17 protein-coding genes are annotated in these 15954 nt (G+C 72.3%); 7 read left to right on the top strand and 10 right to left on the bottom strand.

The genetic code is table 11. The features are described 5' to 3' along the window. Positions 1-2: 2 nt before the first annotated feature. Entirely contained in the window at positions 3-1286 is a 1284-nt protein-coding gene (locus ACIBEA_RS02130; RefSeq protein ID WP_399256938.1) for a PTS transporter subunit EIIC, read from the bottom strand. Positions 1287-1465: 179 nt separating this feature from the next. Between ACIBEA_RS02130 and ACIBEA_RS02125 the strand changes: the two genes are divergently transcribed. Next, on the top strand, positions 1466-2239 hold the full coding sequence (locus ACIBEA_RS02125) for a GntR family transcriptional regulator (protein ID WP_399256936.1): 774 nt from the start codon (positions 1466-1468) through the stop codon (positions 2237-2239). 121 nt (positions 2240-2360) lie between these two features. Here the strand turns inward: ACIBEA_RS02125 and ACIBEA_RS02120 are convergent, their stop codons facing one another. Beyond that, on the bottom strand, positions 2361-3605 hold the full coding sequence (locus tag ACIBEA_RS02120) for an MFS transporter (protein WP_399256934.1): 1245 nt from the start codon (positions 3603-3605) through the stop codon (positions 2361-2363). 336 nt (positions 3606-3941) lie between these two features. Between ACIBEA_RS02120 and ACIBEA_RS02115 the strand changes: the two genes are divergently transcribed. Beyond that, positions 3942-4634, top strand: a complete 693-nt coding sequence (locus tag ACIBEA_RS02115; protein ID WP_399256932.1) for a GNAT family N-acetyltransferase — start codon at positions 3942-3944, stop codon at positions 4632-4634. A gap of 51 nt (positions 4635-4685) precedes the next feature. On the opposite strand, the gene ACIBEA_RS02110 is transcribed toward ACIBEA_RS02115, so the two are convergent. From ACIBEA_RS02110 to ACIBEA_RS02100, 3 genes are read right to left on the bottom strand one after another with little or no spacing between them, the layout of a single operon-like run. After that, a complete protein-coding gene (locus tag ACIBEA_RS02110; protein ID WP_399256930.1) occupies positions 4686-5711 on the bottom strand; it encodes a TolB family protein in 1026 nt (341 codons plus the stop codon). Positions 5712-5740: 29 nt separating this feature from the next. Beyond that, positions 5741-7057, bottom strand: coding sequence for an MFS transporter (locus ACIBEA_RS02105; RefSeq protein ID WP_399256928.1), 1317 nt, complete (start codon positions 7055-7057; stop codon positions 5741-5743). A 2-nt stretch (positions 7058-7059) separates the two neighbouring features. Beyond that, positions 7060-7950 carry an alkaline phosphatase family protein gene (locus ACIBEA_RS02100; RefSeq protein WP_399256926.1) on the bottom strand — a complete coding sequence of 297 codons (891 nt, stop codon included), beginning with the start codon at positions 7948-7950 and terminating at the stop codon, positions 7060-7062. A 256-nt stretch (positions 7951-8206) separates the two neighbouring features. Between ACIBEA_RS02100 and ACIBEA_RS02095 the strand changes: the two genes are divergently transcribed. Further along, the gene (locus ACIBEA_RS02095; protein ID WP_399256924.1) at positions 8207-9526 is read left to right on the top strand and encodes an alpha/beta hydrolase; all 1320 of its coding nucleotides are present in this window, start codon (positions 8207-8209) and stop codon (positions 9524-9526) included. Here the strand turns inward: ACIBEA_RS02095 and ACIBEA_RS02090 are convergent. Further along, positions 9504-10994 (bottom strand): carboxylesterase/lipase family protein, encoded by a 1491-nt coding sequence (locus ACIBEA_RS02090; protein WP_399256922.1) that lies wholly within the window; start codon positions 10992-10994, stop codon positions 9504-9506. The genes ACIBEA_RS02095 and ACIBEA_RS02090 overlap by 23 nt on opposite strands. A gap of 150 nt (positions 10995-11144) precedes the next feature. Here ACIBEA_RS02090 and ACIBEA_RS02085 point away from each other — a divergent pair, with 150 nt between their 5' ends. After that, positions 11145-11477, top strand: coding sequence for a hypothetical protein (locus tag ACIBEA_RS02085; protein ID WP_399256920.1), 333 nt, complete (start codon positions 11145-11147; stop codon positions 11475-11477). 114 nt (positions 11478-11591) lie between these two features. After that, positions 11592-11870, top strand: coding sequence for a chaplin (locus tag ACIBEA_RS02080; protein WP_399256918.1), 279 nt, complete (start codon positions 11592-11594; stop codon positions 11868-11870). Positions 11871-11960: 90 nt separating this feature from the next. On the opposite strand, the gene ACIBEA_RS02075 is transcribed toward ACIBEA_RS02080, so the two are convergent. From ACIBEA_RS02075 to ACIBEA_RS02065, 3 genes are all read right to left on the bottom strand, one after another. Continuing rightward, positions 11961-12827, bottom strand: a complete 867-nt coding sequence (locus ACIBEA_RS02075) for a tyrosinase family protein (protein ID WP_399256915.1) — start codon at positions 12825-12827, stop codon at positions 11961-11963. A 66-nt stretch (positions 12828-12893) separates the two neighbouring features. Beyond that, on the bottom strand, positions 12894-13268 hold the full coding sequence (locus ACIBEA_RS02070; RefSeq protein ID WP_399256913.1) for a tyrosinase family oxidase copper chaperone: 375 nt from the start codon (positions 13266-13268) through the stop codon (positions 12894-12896). A 99-nt stretch (positions 13269-13367) separates the two neighbouring features. Further along, positions 13368-13979, bottom strand: a complete 612-nt coding sequence (locus ACIBEA_RS02065; RefSeq protein WP_399256911.1) for a trimeric intracellular cation channel family protein — start codon at positions 13977-13979, stop codon at positions 13368-13370. Between the two features lie 181 nt (positions 13980-14160). Between ACIBEA_RS02065 and ACIBEA_RS02060 the strand changes: the two genes are divergently transcribed. Further along, on the top strand, positions 14161-14580 hold the full coding sequence (locus ACIBEA_RS02060) for an SRPBCC family protein (RefSeq protein ID WP_399256909.1): 420 nt from the start codon (positions 14161-14163) through the stop codon (positions 14578-14580). Between the two features lie 5 nt (positions 14581-14585). Further along, a complete protein-coding gene (locus ACIBEA_RS02055) occupies positions 14586-15005 on the top strand; it encodes a MarR family winged helix-turn-helix transcriptional regulator (RefSeq protein ID WP_399256907.1) in 420 nt (139 codons plus the stop codon). 44 nt (positions 15006-15049) lie between these two features. Here ACIBEA_RS02055 and ACIBEA_RS02050 read toward each other — a convergent pair whose 3' ends face one another. After that, a complete protein-coding gene (locus ACIBEA_RS02050; protein WP_399256905.1) occupies positions 15050-15949 on the bottom strand; it encodes a geranyl diphosphate 2-C-methyltransferase in 900 nt (299 codons plus the stop codon). Between the last annotated feature and the right edge of the window lie 5 nt (positions 15950-15954).

Below are 15954 nucleotides of genomic sequence, written 5' to 3'. Positions count from 1 at the left end.
GGTCAGGCGTCGTTCTTGGCGGGGGCGGCCCGCCCGGGCACTTCCCCGGCGGGTGCGGCGTCCGCTTCCGGATCCCGTTCCCGGCCCGGGGTGGGCAGGTCGAACTTGACGATGGCCCAGCGGAAGAGCACGTAGTAGACCGCTGCGAAGCACAATCCGATCGGGATGATCATCCACGGCTTGGTGGCGATGCCGTAGTTGACGACGTAGTCGATGGCGCCGGAGGAGAAACCGAAGCCGTCGCGGATGCCGAGGGCGTAGCACAGGGCCATCGAGACGCCGAAGAGCACGGCGTGGACCGCGTAGAGCAGCGGCGCGACGAACATGAAGCTGAACTCGATCGGCTCGGTCACTCCGGTGATGAAGGAGGTCAGGGCCACCGAGATCATCATGCCCTTGATCATGGTGCGGTTCTCGGGGCGGGCGGTGTGCGCGATGGCGAGCGCCGCGGCCGGGAGGGCGAACATGTAGATCGCGAAGCCGCCGGTCATGAACTGGCCCGCGCTCGGGTCGCCGGCGAGGAAGCGGGCGATGTCTCCGTGGACCACGGCGCCGGTGTCGGGGTTGGTGAAGGAGCCCGCCTCGAACCAGGGGAAGAACGAGAAGAAGTGGTGCATCCCGATCGGGATGAGGGCGCGGACGACCACGCCGAAGATGCCGGCCCCCATCGCTCCGGTGCCCACCAGCCACTCGCCGAAGTGGTGGAACCAGCTGCCGACCGCGGGCCATATGAAGCCGAAGACCACTCCGAGCCCGACGCCCGCGAAGGCGCTGAGGATCGGGACCAGGCGGCGACCGCCGAAGAAGCCGAGCCATTCGGGCAGCTTGGTGCGGCTGAAGCGCTGGTAGAGGTAGGCGACGACGAGGCCCATCAGGATCCCGCCGATGACCTTGGCGTCGAGCGGTTCGCCGTCGACGCCCTTGGGGAAGGCGGGGCTGGCGAGCACGGCCTTGAAGACGAGGTATCCCACCACCGCGGCCAGGCCGGTCGAGCCGTCGGCCTTCTTCGCGAAGCCGATGGCCACGCCCACGGCGAAGAGCAGCGGCAGGTTCGCGAGGACCGTGTCGCCGCCGGCCGCCAGCACGATGCCGAGCTTCTGCACGAGGACCGGGAGCCCGTCGCTGCCGAGCAGGTCCTCCTTGCCGAGCCGGGTCATCAGTGCGGCGGCCGGGAGGGTCGCCACGGGCAGCATCAGGCTGCGGCCGATGCGCTGCATCACCGGCATGACCCTGCCTGCGGCCTGTGGCTTCTTCCCGGTGGCGGCCGGGGCGGTGGCCGTACTCATGGCGGTACTCCTCGTCGAGCGGGGGGGTGGGGACGACTCTGAAGGTAATCAGTGGTTTTGAATTGGTCAATAGTGGTCTGCTCTGGTCTTTTCACAAAGGGCCCAGTCGGGCCGAAGGTCCCCCACCCCACCAGGCCAGATGGGGCCACCAAGTGGTAGCTAGTGGTATGGTTTTGTCCATGACCCATGACGACGTCACGACGGCTGCGACCGCTCCCGGCGCCGCCCACGGAGCCGACCCGCTGTGGTCCCGGGCCGCGGACCGCATCCGCGAGGAGATCGCCCGCCGCGGGCTGACCGCGGGCAGCAAGCTGCCGCCCGAGCGCGAACTGTGCACCCGGCTGGACATCTCACGGGTCACCCTGCGCCGCGCCCTGCACCACCTGGTGGAACAGGACCTGGTCACCTCCTCGCACGGACGCGGCTGGTTCGTGGCCGCCCAGCAGCCGCCCACGCCCGCCCGCGAGTGGCCCAAGGACCTGGAGTCCTTCACCGCCACCGCCCGCCGCAAGCACATGCGTCCGAGTTCACTGGTGCTGCGCCACGACACCGTCACCGCCTCGCTCGACGACGCGGACCGGCTCGACGTGCCCGCGGGCACCCCGCTGATGCGCCTGGAGCGGGTCCGGCTGCTCAACGACGTACGGATCGCCCTCGACCGCACCCTGCTGGTCGCCGACCTCGCACCGGACCTGACCCGCACCGATTTCCGCGGCGCCTCCCTCTTCGAGGAGCTGCGCCGCTGGGGCGTCGAGCCCGAGCGGGCGGAGGCGACCATCGAGGCGCGCACGGCGGACGCGGAGCTCGCCGGCCACCTGGGCATCGCCGAGGGCGCGCCCGTACTCGTCCTCGACCAGACGGTGTACGCGCGGGAGAACCGGCCGATGCTGCTGTCCACGGTGGAGTACAGCGGGGACCGCTACCGGCTGCGCACGACCCTCCAGACAGACTGACACGCGCGCACGGGGCTCGTGGCCGGCATCGGTCCCCCGCCCCGGCGACCAAAGGCCCGACCCGCGACCGCGGGCGAGCGGGACGGCGGCCGGGTGAGCGAGCGGGTGGGCGAGCGGGGCCTCAGCCCGCCGGTACGACGGCCCGCGCGCCCGCGTCGGCCCGCCCGGCCCCGGCCTCGGCCCAGCGCACGGCCGGACCCATCGCCCAGGAGGCCGCCAGCAGCACGGCGGCCAACAGCAGCCAGCCCGGGATCCCCCACAACAGCAGCAGCGAGGTCAGCAGCAGCGGCCCCAGGGTGCGCGCCACCGGCACCCCCGTACCGAAGAAGCCCTGGTACTGCCCGATCCGCTCGGGCGGCGCCAGCGAGAAGCTGATCTGCCAGGACCCGGCGGACTGGCGCATCTCCGCGTGCACCTGGAGCACGGCGCCGAGGACGAGCAGGGCGGCGGCCGGCCAGGCACCGGAGGGCAGCGCCGAGAGCGCGAAGGCCACGCAGGAGGCAGCCATCACCAGGCCCGAGTTGCGCACCGCGGCCCGCGCGCTGCCCAGATCGTCCACCGGGCGGGCCATCCGGACCTGGAAGAGCATCACGGCCACCGTGTTCAGCACGAACAGCGCCGACACCAGCCAGCCCGGAGCGTGCGTGCGCTCCACGATCCACAGCGGGATGGCCAGGCTCAGCAGCGGCATCCGCAGCAGCAGGATCGCGTTCAGCAGCGTGACCAGGGCGTACGGGCGGTCGCGGAGCACCGCCAGGCGCGGCTCACCAACGCCCCGCCCGGGCAGCGGGGCCACCGCCGGCAGCCGCAGCAGCACCCCGGCGCAGACCAGGAAGCTCGCCGCGTCCAGCACGAAGACCAGCTGGTACGCCTGCGCGGTGTCCGCGCTGAGCGCGAGCCCGCCGATGGCCGCGCCCAGGGCCAGCCCGCCGTTCAGCATCGACTGGAGGTGGGCCAGCACCGCGGTCCGCTCCCCCGGGGTCACCAGGCCGGCGAGCAGGGCTTGCCGGGCCGCGGCGAGCCCGCACTGGGCGGTGGCGTACACGCAGGCGGCCAGCAGGAACGGCCAGAACGAGGAGATCAGCAGGAACGAGGCGACCGCGGCGGCGGTCGCCAGGGCGAGCAGGACCGAGGTGCCCCGGGGGCCCCGCCGGTCGGCGAGGGCGCCGATGGGCACCCCGGCCACGGACCCGATGGCCCAGGCGACGGTGAGACCGAGGCCGATCTGGGCGGGCGACAGACCGACCACTCGGGTGAAGTAGAGCGCCGAACACACGTAGTAGGCACCGTCACCGACGGAATTGCTCAGCTGGGCGGCGGCCAGGCGGCGCGGCGCGCCCGGCGGCGGCAGGATCCGTATCCTCATCCGACCATTTGAACAGGCTTTCGGCCTGCGCGGAGGGTGCGGGTGACCGTAGGCCCGGTGGGCCGCTTGCCCACACCAACAGCTTCGCCGGTTTGGGCTGGAACGGGCCCCTTCCGAGCCGTGGACCGGGCCCTTCGGGGCCTCTTCCCGAGCTGGCGGAAAACAGTGTCGCGCCGTTGCCAAAAGGGGGGTTCATATGGGGACTTCTAGGAGCTACATTGAGCCACTCGCGTTCACCTGACAGCCCGTTGCCTTTCACTCGCGTTTTGCGCGGGGGGTGACGTCAGGAGCGCAGACTGTGCCACCACCCCACCGCCTAGAAGGACCGAAGGCTCCGTGCCCGTACCCGTACTCCTCGCCGGCCGCACCGTGCGGCTCGAGCCCCTCGCCCCCCACCACACCGAGGCCCTGGCCCTGGCCGGGGCCGAGGATCGTACGACTTACGCCTTCACCCCCGTACCCCACGGGCTGCAGGCGTCCCACGAGTACATCGACCGTGCCCTCGCCGATCAGGCAGCGGGTCGATCGCTCCCCTTCGCGGTGGTCAGGGCCACCGACGGACGGGTGGTCGGATCGACCCGGTTCCTGGAACTCGACTACTGGCAGGGGCCCCTGGTGTGGCCCGCCGTGCCGGGAGTCCCGTACGGCGACCCGGCCACATCGATCCCCGATGCCGCGGAGATCGGGAACACCTGGCTCTCGCCGGGTGCCCAGGGAACCGGCATCAACACCGAGGCGAAGCTGCTCATGCTCCGCCATGCCTTCGAGACCTGGGGGGTCCGCCGGATCTCACTGCGCGCCGATGCCCGCAACGCCCGCTCCCGCGCGGCCATGGAGCGGCTCGGGCTGACCTGTGAAGGGGTCCGCCGGGCCCACTCGCGGGGGCTGGACGGAGCCGTGCGCAGTACCGCCTTCTACTCGGTGCTCGACGAGGAGTGGCCGGCCGTGCGCTCCGTCATCGAGCAGCGGATCTCGGGCCGGCGGCCGCGCCGGTCCCGGCGGCCCGCCGGATCCTTGATCCCGGCGTAGACCGGCACGGGGCTCCCCGCCCCGGCCCTCGCCCCGGCCTCCCGGCTGTGCTCAGCCGAGGAAGGCCGGGGCGAGGGCCGAGGGCATGAACCGGACGGGCGCGCCGCTGCCGTCGGCGGGTACGGAGTACAGGTCGGAGCCGAAGTCTCCGGGCAGGGAGTAGGCCACCGTGTGGTCGTCGGTCCACACGGCCTGGTCGTCGACGCTGCGGGCCTCGGCGAGCGGGGTCTCGACCCCGGAGGCGAGGTCGAGGGCGTAGAGCCGCCAGGGCGCGTCGGCGGGGGCTCCGGGCACGCGCTTCTTGAAGACGATCCGGGTGCCGTCGGGCGACAGCGAGGGGCACTCCACGTTCTCGCGGACCGTGGTGAGGGTGCGCTCGGCGAGGTCGCCGTGGACCAGGTAGGTCTTGCCGCCGGTGGCGAGGGTCGCGTAGAAGGTCCGCTCGTCGGCCGCGAAGGTCACGCCCCAGAAGTTCACGTCGGCCGCCCGGTAGGGGTGTCCGTCCTTGCTGACGGCGAAGTCCTCCAGGGAGGCGTCGTACCTCCCGGTGCGGGTGTCCAGCAGCGAGGTCCGGGTGGAGAAGTCGGTCCCGGCGTACGAGTCCCCGCCGACGAAGACGGTCCAGGCCACCAGGTGCCCCCCGGGCGAGACCCGGGCGCGGGTCGGTATCCCGGCCAGCGGGTGGCTGGAGACCTCCTTGAGGTGGGCGTCGAGCACCACCGCCCGGTAGCTGTCCTGGACCCCGCCCTTGACGGAGCGCAGGCAGACCCCGGTGCCCGCGGCGGCGTAGAAGCGCAGGCAGGAGACGCCGGAGGCGGTGCGCTCGCCCTCCGGCCGGTCGGCGGGCACGCTGGCCAGCTCGTCGCGGTGCGGCCCCCAGGCCATGTTGCGGAAGACGATCCGCCGCCCGCCGTCCGGCGTCAGCGAGAGCGGCCCCGGGGTGATCCGCGGCCCGCCCGCCTGTTCCTGGTTCTTCTCCTGCGCGCGGGAGGAGGCCCGCACGACGGCGACGATTCCCACTCCCGCGAGGACGAGCACGGCGGTGAGCAGGATCAGGATCCGGCGCTGGAGGGTCATGGGTGGGGGGCCTTTCGGGTGGGGACGCGTCAGCGGGTGGCCGTGGCGGCGGCGGGTTCGGCGTCGTCGGGGCGCAGGCGGGCGCAGACGGCGGTGGCGGCGGCGAGCAGGACGGCCGCGGCGATCAGCGCGGGCCGGGCGCCCCAGGCGGTCCAGGCCGCGCCGAAGGCGAGGGAGCAGACGAAACGGGCCAGTGCCTGGCCGGTCTGGACGAGGGCAAGGCCCGCGCCGCGGTGCTCCTCGGGGACGGTGTCGGCGGCCGCGGCCATCAGCACGCCGTCGGTGGCGGCGTAGAACGCGCCGTGCAGCAGCAGGACGGCGTAGGGCAGGGCGGGCTGTTCGGCCCCGGTCAGCAGGAGTCCGTAGGCCAGGAGCAGGGCCAGGTGGCCGCCGAGGAAGACGCGGCGGCGGCCGATCCGGTCGGCGAACCGGCCCAGGGGCAGGGCGAGCAGGAAGAACGCGGCCGCGGTGCCCAGCGGAAGCAGCGCGAACCAGCGGTCGGCGAGGCCGGTGGTGCGCTGGAGCAGGAGGAAGACGAAGGCGTCGCTGACCGTGCACAGGCCCAGCAGCAGCGCGCAGAGGCTGATCCGGCGCAGCGCGGGGCGGCGCAGCAGGTACAGGGAGGCGCGCAGCCGGGGCCCCTCGCCCGCCCGGTTCGCCGGGGCGGCGTCCGCGGCGGCGTCGGGCCCGGCCGAGGTGCGTCGCGGCACGAACAGCACCAGGACGAGGACGCCGAGGGCGGCCACGCAGGAGCTGACGGTGAAGACGGCGTCGTAGCCGTCTGCCGCGCCGCGCAGGATCATGAAGGCGAGGACCGGTCCGATCAGCGCGCCCGCGGTGTCCATGGCCCGGTGCGCGCCGAAGGACCGGCCGCGGTCCTCGGGGGTGCTGGCCAGCGAGATCAGCGCGTCGCGCGGGGCGGTGCGCAGGCCCTTGCCGGTGCGGTCGAGCGCGAGCACCGCGCCGATGGCGGGGAGGGTGTGCGCGAGCAGCAGCAGCGGCTTGCAGAGCGCGGAGAGGCCGTAGCCGAGTCCGGCGAGCAGTTTGTGGCGGCCCCAGCGGTCGCCGAGGTGGCCGCCGGTGAGCCGGACGAGGGCGCTGACCCCGTTGTAGAGGCCGTCGAGCAGGCCGAACCCGAGCGGGGAGAGACCGAGTCCGGCGACGAGGTAGAGCGGCAGGACGGCCGTGACCATCTCGGAGGAGACGTCGGTGATCAGGCTGACCGTGCCGAGGGCGAGGACCGTGGGGGCGAGCGCGGCGCGCCGCCCCGGGCGGATGCCCGGGGCGACGGCCGGTTCGGTGGTCACGGCGGGCGCGGGGGTACCGCGGCTGTCCGCAACGTACATCGTCAGCTCGCCCAGATCCCCGTGATGTCATGGGCGGAGGCGGCGTTCCCCGCGTGGGTGGTCAGGCCCGCCAGGCCCTCCAGGGTGCGCAGCACGTCGTAGTGGTTGTACGTGGTGGTGGAGGAGGAACCGGGGGTCACGGGCTGGCCGTAGAGCACCGTCGGGATCTTGTTGCCGGCGAGCCGGTTGTCCTCGTCGAAGGTGACGACGAGGAGGCTGTTGTGGGTCTTGGCCCAGTCCGCGTAGGCCTTGAGGTTGGTCTTGAGCCAGGTGTCACCGGTGCCGACCGAGCAGTCGTGCATGTCGCTGCACAGGTTCGGGACGACGAAGGAGACCTTGGGCAGGGTGGTGAAGTCGGTCGGGAACTGGGCCATCGTCTTGGCCGTGTTCGTCGGCACGTTGGAGAAGGCGAACCAGGGGTTGTGCTTGCGGGCGTACTTGCCGCTGCTACAGGTGGTGGAGCCCTGGCTGGGCAGGGTCTCGTTGTAGCTGCCCCAGGTCTTGCCCGCGGCGATCAGCTCGGAGGCCAGGTTGGGCGCGGAGCTGAAGCCGGGGGTGTAGCAGCTGTCGTCGGTGACGCCCTGGTGGGAGCCCGAGAAGAGCTGCATGTAGTTGGGCTGGCTCGGGTGGGTGACGCCGAACGACTGGGTGAGGTTGGCACCGCCCGTCTTGAGCGAGTTGATGTAGGGGGCGCTGGAGCTGCCGATGACCTGGTTGTAGGCGTGGTTCTCGAACACCACGACGACGACGTGGTCGGGGGCGGGCAGCGAGGCCGCGTGCGCGGGCTGGGCCGCGCCGAGCGAGGTCCACAGGGCGGCGAAGGCAGCGGTGAGGCCGATCGCGGACGCGAGGGCGGTGGTGCGGCGGGGCCGTGACAGGGGCAGGCCGAACACGGGATGTACCTCCGGCTGAGGGGGTTCTGGGGGCGGCGCGGACGCACCATACCGACGGGCATGTGCAGGGGCCAGAGATCGTGGGCCAACGGAAAAAGAACGCGCGCTGCACGCTGGGGGCCGGGTAAGGAAGTGCCCTAGGTGAGATCAAGAATGTGAAAAATTAGGAACCTGAGGGCTCTGTCGTTCATCCTTCGAACGGAAGAGGACCATTCCCGCCACGTGCGGGGCCCATAACAGCCGGAGAGCTCCGCACATGTCGTATTCGCCCGACGGGCAGTACCAGCCGTACCAGCCGTACCCGCCCGAGGGCCAGCGACCCGACGGGCCCTACCAGCAGGCACAGCACACCCAGCCGCTGCCGCGCCAGCAGTACCCGCGCCAGGACCAGTACGGCCAGAGCCAGCAGCAGGGCCCGTACCAGGGCCAGCAGCAGGCTCCGCGCCAGGACCGCCACCAGGGCGTGGCGCCCGGCGAACTGTGCCCGACCTGCGGGCACGTGGCGCCGGAGGCCGAGCCCGAGCGCCGTCCGTCGCGGGTCAAGCGCTGGGTGATCGCCGGTGGCACGGTGCTCGCGCTCGCGGGCATCGCGGCGGCCGCGATGACGTACTTCGAGATACCGCCGTTCACGGACAAGGGCAGCGCGGTGTCCTTCGGGGACAACCCGGGCGCCGGCAAGGGCGGCGACGCGCCGCAGGCGGCCAACTCCAAGGCCCAGATGCCCACGGGCCCCAAGGCCGACTTCGCGAACTCGATGACCCTGCCGGACGGCACGCACGTGGCCGTCACCACCATCACGGGCAAGAAGTCCGGCTTCAAGGGCAAGGTCTGGGTCTGGGCTCCGAAGGAGTACAACGACCCGAAGTTCGCCAAGAGCGGCTTCCCCGTGATGATCGCCCTGCCGGGCGGCGCCGGATTCCCCAACAACTACTGGATGGGCACCGACCTCGGCCTCCAGAAGAGCGTCAGCAAGTGGTACGAGGAGGGCAAGGGCAAGCCCTTCATCCTCGCCATGCCCGTGCTGAACCCGGCACCCGACGACAACGGTACCTACTGGGACGGATCCGACATTCCGGGTCAGCCCAAGATGGGCACCTGGCTCACCGACGACGTCCCGGACCTGATGCGGGAGAACTTCCGCACCATCAAGTCGCGCGACGGCTGGGCCTTCATGGGCTCCTCCACCGGAGGCTTCGCGGGCCTCAAGGCCGTGCTGAAGTACCCGGAGAAGTTCAAGGCCGTGATCGCCTCCGGCCCGGACATCGTTCCGGACTCGCTGCTCTGGAAGGGGCACGAGCAGGAGAAGGCCGCGAACAACCCCGAACTCCTCGCCAAGGAACTCATCAACAAGAAGGGCCCGGACGTCTACCTGGCCTTCCAGGTGGGTGACAACGAGAGCAACAAGAAGACCTTGCCGGACGTGCAGAAGTTCATCGCGACCTACACCAAGGGTCCGATCCACACGAGCCTGCGCGTCATCCCGGGCGGCCAGCACAACGCCAAGACCTACGTGCCGAACATGGGCGAGGGTCCGATCCAGTTCATCAGCAAGGTCATGGAAGGACCAGTGGAGTAGCGGCCTCCCGCCGCACCTCTCCCGCGTCCCCTTCCGCGCCCTCGCCCGCGCCCTCGCGCTCCGGCCCGCCGAACGTCTTCGGCGGGCCGTTGCCGTCCCAGGGCTCCCAACCCGGGCTGCCGGTGACCGCGAAGCGCACCCAGGCCGCGTGCATCTCGTCGGCCAGGGCCTGCGGCGCGTCCGGGCCGGCCAACCACGTGCTCTCGGGCACGGCGAGGGTGTCGAAGACGAAGCCCAGCTCCAGCGCGTGGCAGGCGCCGAGCCCCGGCAGGCCGGACGGCCAGGCGAACTCGTACAGGTAGCTGGGCGCCTCCCGGCGGGCCCCGGCGAGGCGCCGCAGCGGATCGCGCAGCAGCTGGTCGGTGAGCAGCCGGCCCACCAGGTCGGCCGGACTCACCCCGGGCAGGTCCTCCCGCAGCTCCCGCACCGCGAGCCGGTCCTTGCCGCTGCGGTGCCGGGCCAGCGCCACCGCCAGCGGACCCAGCTGGTCGAAGAGCCGCATCGCCCCGCTGGGGGCCAGCCACAGGCGGTGCTCCTGCGCGGTCCAGCCCACCAGCAGGGGTATCTTCCGCGCCGCCCGGCCGTCCGCGACGACGTCGAGCGGGGCCTCGGGCAGCGAGTCGGGGTCTGTGACCAGGAGGAAGGCGGGCCCGCCCAGCAGCGGTCCGGAACGGCGCAGTACGGCCGCCTGGGCGGCGAGCAGGGCGTCCGGCTCCACCGCGGTGAAGGCCGCGGCGGTGGCGGGCACCTTGAGCAGGGAGGCCATCCGGCGGACCATCGGGCGGACCCGGTCGCGGGGGTAGACCTCGGGGGCGCCGCTCTGCAGCACCGCCCGGGCGAAGAGCCCCTCGGCCCGGGGCGCGGCGAGCAGGGCCCCGACGCTGATCGCCCCCGCCGATTCGCCGAAGACGGTCACCCGGTCCGGGTCCCCGCCGAAGGCCGCGATGTTGTCCCGCACCCATTCCAGGGCGGCGATCTGGTCCAGCAGCCCCCGGTTGGCGGGGGCATCGGGGAAGAGCCCGTAGCCGAGGACGCCGAGGCGGTAGTTGGCCGAGACCAGGACCACGCCGTCGCGGGCGAAGGCGGAGCCGTCGTAGACGGGCACGGCGGCGGAACCGCGGGTCAGGGCGCCGCCGTGGAACCACACCATGACGGGCAGCCGGTCGCCGGGACCCGCCCCGGGCGTCCAGACGTTGAGGTTCAGGCAGTCGTCGCCGGGGACGTCCGGATCCGCGAGCAGCGCGGCGAACCGCTGCGGGTAGGGGACCTTGGGCGCGGTCGGCCCGTAGGCACCCGCGTCGCGTACGCCGTCCCACGCGTCCGGGGGCGCGGGCGCGGCGAACCGCAGGGCGCCGACGGGCGCGGCCGCGAAGGGGACGCCCTTGAAGGCGAAGACGCGACCCTCGGCCCGTCCTTCGACCACTCCGTGCCTGGTCGTGGCCCTGGGGCGGGCTCCTGCTGCGCTCATCTCGTCCTCCTGTGTCCGCTCCTGGGCGCACCGTCGCACAGCCACCTACGGGTGACAAGGCGTGACCCGAGGCGGGTCCGGGCGGGTTGGACCCCGTGCGGTGCAGCCGCACCGGCCGTTTCCAGACGTTCCCCGAGGGGCGAGACCTCCATGCGCATCCACCACACCATCCGGGCGGCCATCGGGCCAGTGCTGCTGCTGGCCGGAGCCGCCGCCGCCGCGGCGGGAGCCGCGGGCACGGCGCAGGCCGCCGGCGCGGACTTCCAGTACATCGGCCAGGACGACAAGCCCCACGCGGTCCCGGCGCGCCCGGGCTGCTACCCGGCGGAGGGCGGCAGTTCGCGGGGCGTGGTCAACCAGACGGGGCTGAAGGCCGCGCTGTACCGGGACGAGGGCTGCAAGGGGCAGCCCGTGGCCTACGTCCTGCCCCGGACGAGCGCCCCCGTGAGCGCCTACTTCGCGTCCGTACGGCTGTCCGGGTAGTTCCGACCCCACCAGGTGGGGGCACGGGCCGTGACTCCCGGGCGGTCGCTGCGTTGTACGCCATGTCAAACGCCGCAGATTCTGCGGCACCCCATTTCTCAGTAGGAGATCTTGATGTCGCGTATCGCGAAGGCACTCGTCGTCACCGCTGCGGCCGGTAGCGCCCTGGCCGCCGGCGCCGGTCTGGCCGCGGCCGATGCCGGAGCGCACGGTGCGGCGGTCGGCTCCCCCGGTGTCCTCTCGGGCAACCTGCTCCAGGTTCCGGTCCACGTTCCGATCAACGTCTGCGGCAACACCGTCAACGTGATCGCCCTGCTGAACCCGGCCTTCGGCTCCACCTGCGTCAACGCGTCGGGCGGCGGCCACCACACCGAGGGCGGCTACGGCGGCTGATCACCGGCCACCGCATGACGGCCGTTTCGTGAGGAGGGCCCCCGCCGACCGGCGGGGGCCCTCCTTCGTGTCGGGACGCGTAGCGGCGGGTCAGACCTCGTAGCGGTAGAGGCCGACGTGGCCCAACATCTCGCGCGGCGGGATGCCCCACGGCGGCATCGGCTCGTCCAGGGCGATCACCCGGCCGTGCTGGAGGTCGTACTCCGGCGGCGGGGTCGCGGGCAGGTAGCCGGAGTCGGGGTGGCGCTGCTGCCAGCGGTCCCAGACCAGGTCGACGAAGGCGTGGTGCAGCCAGAACACCGGGTCGTTGGGGGCCGTGCCGCCCGTCATGTGCCCGCCGACCCACTGGTGGACCTTGTTGTGGTTGCGCCAGCGCTCGCTCTTGGGCGCGGCCCAGCCCTCCAGCTTGTTGCGGAAGCCGCCCGCCCGCGCCGTGGAGTCCCAGGGGTCCGTGTCGTAGACCGGGTCGTCGAGCGCCGTCCGCAGTTCGGCGGCGGTGGGCAGCGTGATGGGGTTCTGCGGTCGGCCGAGGTTGCGGGTGAGGAAGCGGGACTCGGTGACGCCGACGGTGACCGTCCAGTTGCCGCCCGCGTGGGCGAAGGGGCCGGTCATCACCTGGTGGTCGCCGTCCCGGCCGGTGCCGCCGAGGAAGTCCTCGGCCCAGAGGGAGGAGACGGGACTGCTGTCGGCGGTCCAGTCCCAGTACGGGATGGAGACCCCGGAATCCACCTCCCGCAGTTGCTTCTCGAACTCCAGCAGGTAGCGCCGGTGCCACGGGAAGAACGACGGTGACATGTGGCCGACCCGCAGTTTGCGGTCCCGGTCCGGCACGAAGTACTTGTCGTGGGTGCGCACGAACGCGTCGTAGGTTCCGTTGCGCTTGAGCTCCAGCACGGCGGCCGTGAACCGCTTCTTCTGCGCGCTGGTGAGGTTCTTCTGGTTCTGCCGGGTGTACACGCCGGTGTCCTCCCCTTTCCCGTGGTCGGCGTCGGGTACGGCCGTCCGGTCCGGCCGCGCCGGGTCTCAGCCGTGGTGCGGGGCGCCGGCCGCGAGCGCCAGTTGGGCGGTGCCCAGCTCGTCGACGGCCGCCCGGGCCAGCTCGATGGGCGTCGCGAAGGACTCGAAGTGGTTGACCCCGCTGAGGTAGCTGCCGTCCGCGCGCCGCATGACATGCAGCGGGCGCCCGTCGATCCGGATCGCGGTCCGGCCGATCGCGATGTGCCGGCCCCGGTACGTCTCCTCCGCGAGCGGGGCGGGGGTCACCGTCTGCACCGGGCGCCGGGCGCGCAGTACGGGCGCCAGTGCGGCCGCGGTGGCGGCGACCACCGCGGCCGTGAAGACCGTGCGCAGGGCCGCGCGCCGCGTCGGCGGAGCGGTGGGGCCGGTGGCCGCGTGCATGCGTTCTCCCTCGATCGGTGGCTGCGTCACGGGGTCTAACGCCGCGCGGCGGGCGAGGTCACCGCCGCGGGGAGCGGCCCGCCGGAACGGCCGCCCGGATCAGCTGCCGACGCGCTGGAGGCGGGGCAGGTGGAGGTCGCCGAAGACCGCCGCCATGCGCAGGGCGAAGACCAGGCCCGCCGAGACCACGATCGCCACGGTGGCCGAGGCTCCGGTCCAGTGCAGGAGCAGGTAGCAGCCGGCTCCGGCGAGCGCCGCCGTCGCGTAGACCTCCTCGCGCAGCAGCAGCGGCGGGAACTCGCCGCACAGCACGTCCCGGACGACCTCGCCGGTGACCCCGGTCAGGACGGCGAGGATGAGGACGGCGACGGGGGTGACGTGGGCGTCGATGGCGGCGCGCGCCCCGATGACGGTGACCACGGCGAGGCCGACGGCATCGACCACCATCAGCGTCCGCTGGGGCAGTTCCCATCGGCGCAGGTAGAGCATGGTGGCCGCGGCGACCGACGCGATGAGGACGAGGAGCACCCAGTCGTGGGTCCAGTAGAGGGGGTGCCGGTCGAGGATCAGGTCCCGTAGGGTGCCGCCCGAGATGCTGGCGGCGAAGGCGAGTACGAAGCCGCCGAAGGGGTCCATGTTGGCGCGGTGCGCGGCCAGCACGCCGGAGGCCGCAAAAGAGGAAATGCCGAGCAGGTAGAGGGCGTGCAGCACGGCGCCTCCTTCACGGGGCGGGGGCGGGACGGGGTGATCCGTCGAGGATGCCGGAGCGTCGAGCCCCTGCGCATCGGCCGTTCGGCCACGCCACGGCTCGGCCCTCTCGACAGATAGTCTGCGCGCAGATAGTCTGTGCACAGATAAAAAACACGGCACGACGACGTCCGAGGAGACACCCATGTGGGACTACGAGCACAGCCTGGACACCGACGCCCCCGCCGAGGCGATCTGGGCGCTCTGGGCCGACGTACCGAACTGGGGGACCTGGAACGGCGAGATAGAGCGCATCGACTTCGAGGGTCCCTTCGCGGTCGGGGCCGGGATCACCATGACCCCGCCCGGGGACTGCCCCGTGGAACTGCGGGTCACCGACCTGGTCTCCGGCGAGTCCTTCACCGACGAGGCACGCGTGGGCGGGCTCGTCCTGCGCACGGCCCACACCCTCGCTCCGCTCCCCGAGGGCCGGACCCGTATCGTCTACCGGATGGAGATCACCGGTACGGGCGCCGACGAGGTCGGCCCGCAGATCGGCCCCGGCATCACGGCCGACTGGCCCGAGACGATGGCCGCGCTCACCGCGCTGGCCGCCCGGGGCTGAGGGCGGTGCAGCCCGGCGAGAGCCCCGGCTTCCTGCTCTGGCACGCCACGCTGCGCTGGCAGCGCGGCATCGCGGCGGCCCTGGCTCCGCTGGGCCTGACGCACGTCCAGTTCGTGCTGCTCGCCTGCACCTGGTGGATGAACGGCCAGGGCGAGCGCCCCAATCAGCAGGCACTCGCCCGGCAGGCGGGCACCGACGTGAAGATGACCTCGCAGGTGTTGCGGACCCTGGAACAGAAGGATCTGGTCGCCCGCGAGGTCGATCCGGCCGACAGCCGCGCCAAGCGACTGCACGTGACCGACCTCGGCGCCGAGCTGGCGCCGCGCGCGATCGCCGCCGTCGAGGAGGTGGACGCGGGCTTCTTCGGCCCGGTCCCGCTCGACGACACCCTCACGCTGCTCGGCCGCCTCGCCCACCCGGCCTAGCCGCGGCCCGGCCGGTCGGGCGCCGTCGGGCGGACGCGGGTCGCTCAGATGCGGTCGGCCGCGATCAGGACGTACTGGAAGGAACCGTCCCGGTAGGAGTTGATGAAGGCCTCCTCGATGCCGGTGACCAGCGAGGAGGTGGCCCTCAGCTCCCAGTACGGCAGGGTCTCGGGCGTCAGGTCGATCACGGCCTGGGGGACGAGGCGGTTGTCGGCCATCGCCTTGAGGTACTCCCGGCGGGAGTGGATGTTGCACTCGAAGTGGGCGTTGATCTGGGAGACCCACTTCGAGGGCTGGCCGTAGCGCGGGTTCCAGCAGCCGGTGATCGTCACGTACCGGCCGCCCACCCGCAGCACGCGGGAGTGCTCGGCGAAGAGGTCGTCCAGGTCGACGTACATGCTCGACTCGTTGTTCCACGAGGCCGCGGCGCTGCCGGTCTCGAAGGGGGTGCGGAGCATGTTGCAGACCCGGGCGCGGACGTGGTCCTGGATGCCGAGTTCGGCGGCGCGCTGGTTGCCGAACTCGGCCTGCTTCGCCGACAGGGTGACGCCCTCGACCTTGCAGCCGAAACGTTGATGCGCCATGACCATCGAGCCGCCGCGGCCGCAGCCGGCGTCCACGAGGGTGTCCTCGGAGCCGATGGCGCCGAGGTTGTCCAACAGGACCTCGGCCTGCGCCGACTCCAGCCGGTGCAGCTCGGCGATCAGCCGCTTCTCGTATGCGCTGTCACCCGTGTCCCCCAGGGCGGCGCGGTCGACGTCGCCGATGCCGTAGTGGTGGTGGTACAGGCCGTCGACGTCACCGAGGCGCAGGTTCACGGGCCTGGCCTCGTGGTCCCAGTAACGGGCGATGTCCCCCTGGTAGGCGGTCGCCGGAGACGGGATGAACACGGAGCCGCTGACGGAGGTCGCGGTCGTGGCGGTGGTGAAATCGGTACCGGTCATGAAGA

The organism is Streptomyces sp. NPDC051555, from assembly GCF_044454405.1.
GTDB lineage: Bacteria > Actinomycetota > Actinomycetes > Streptomycetales > Streptomycetaceae > Streptomyces.
This window is presented reverse-complemented; position numbering and strand designations above follow the sequence as displayed.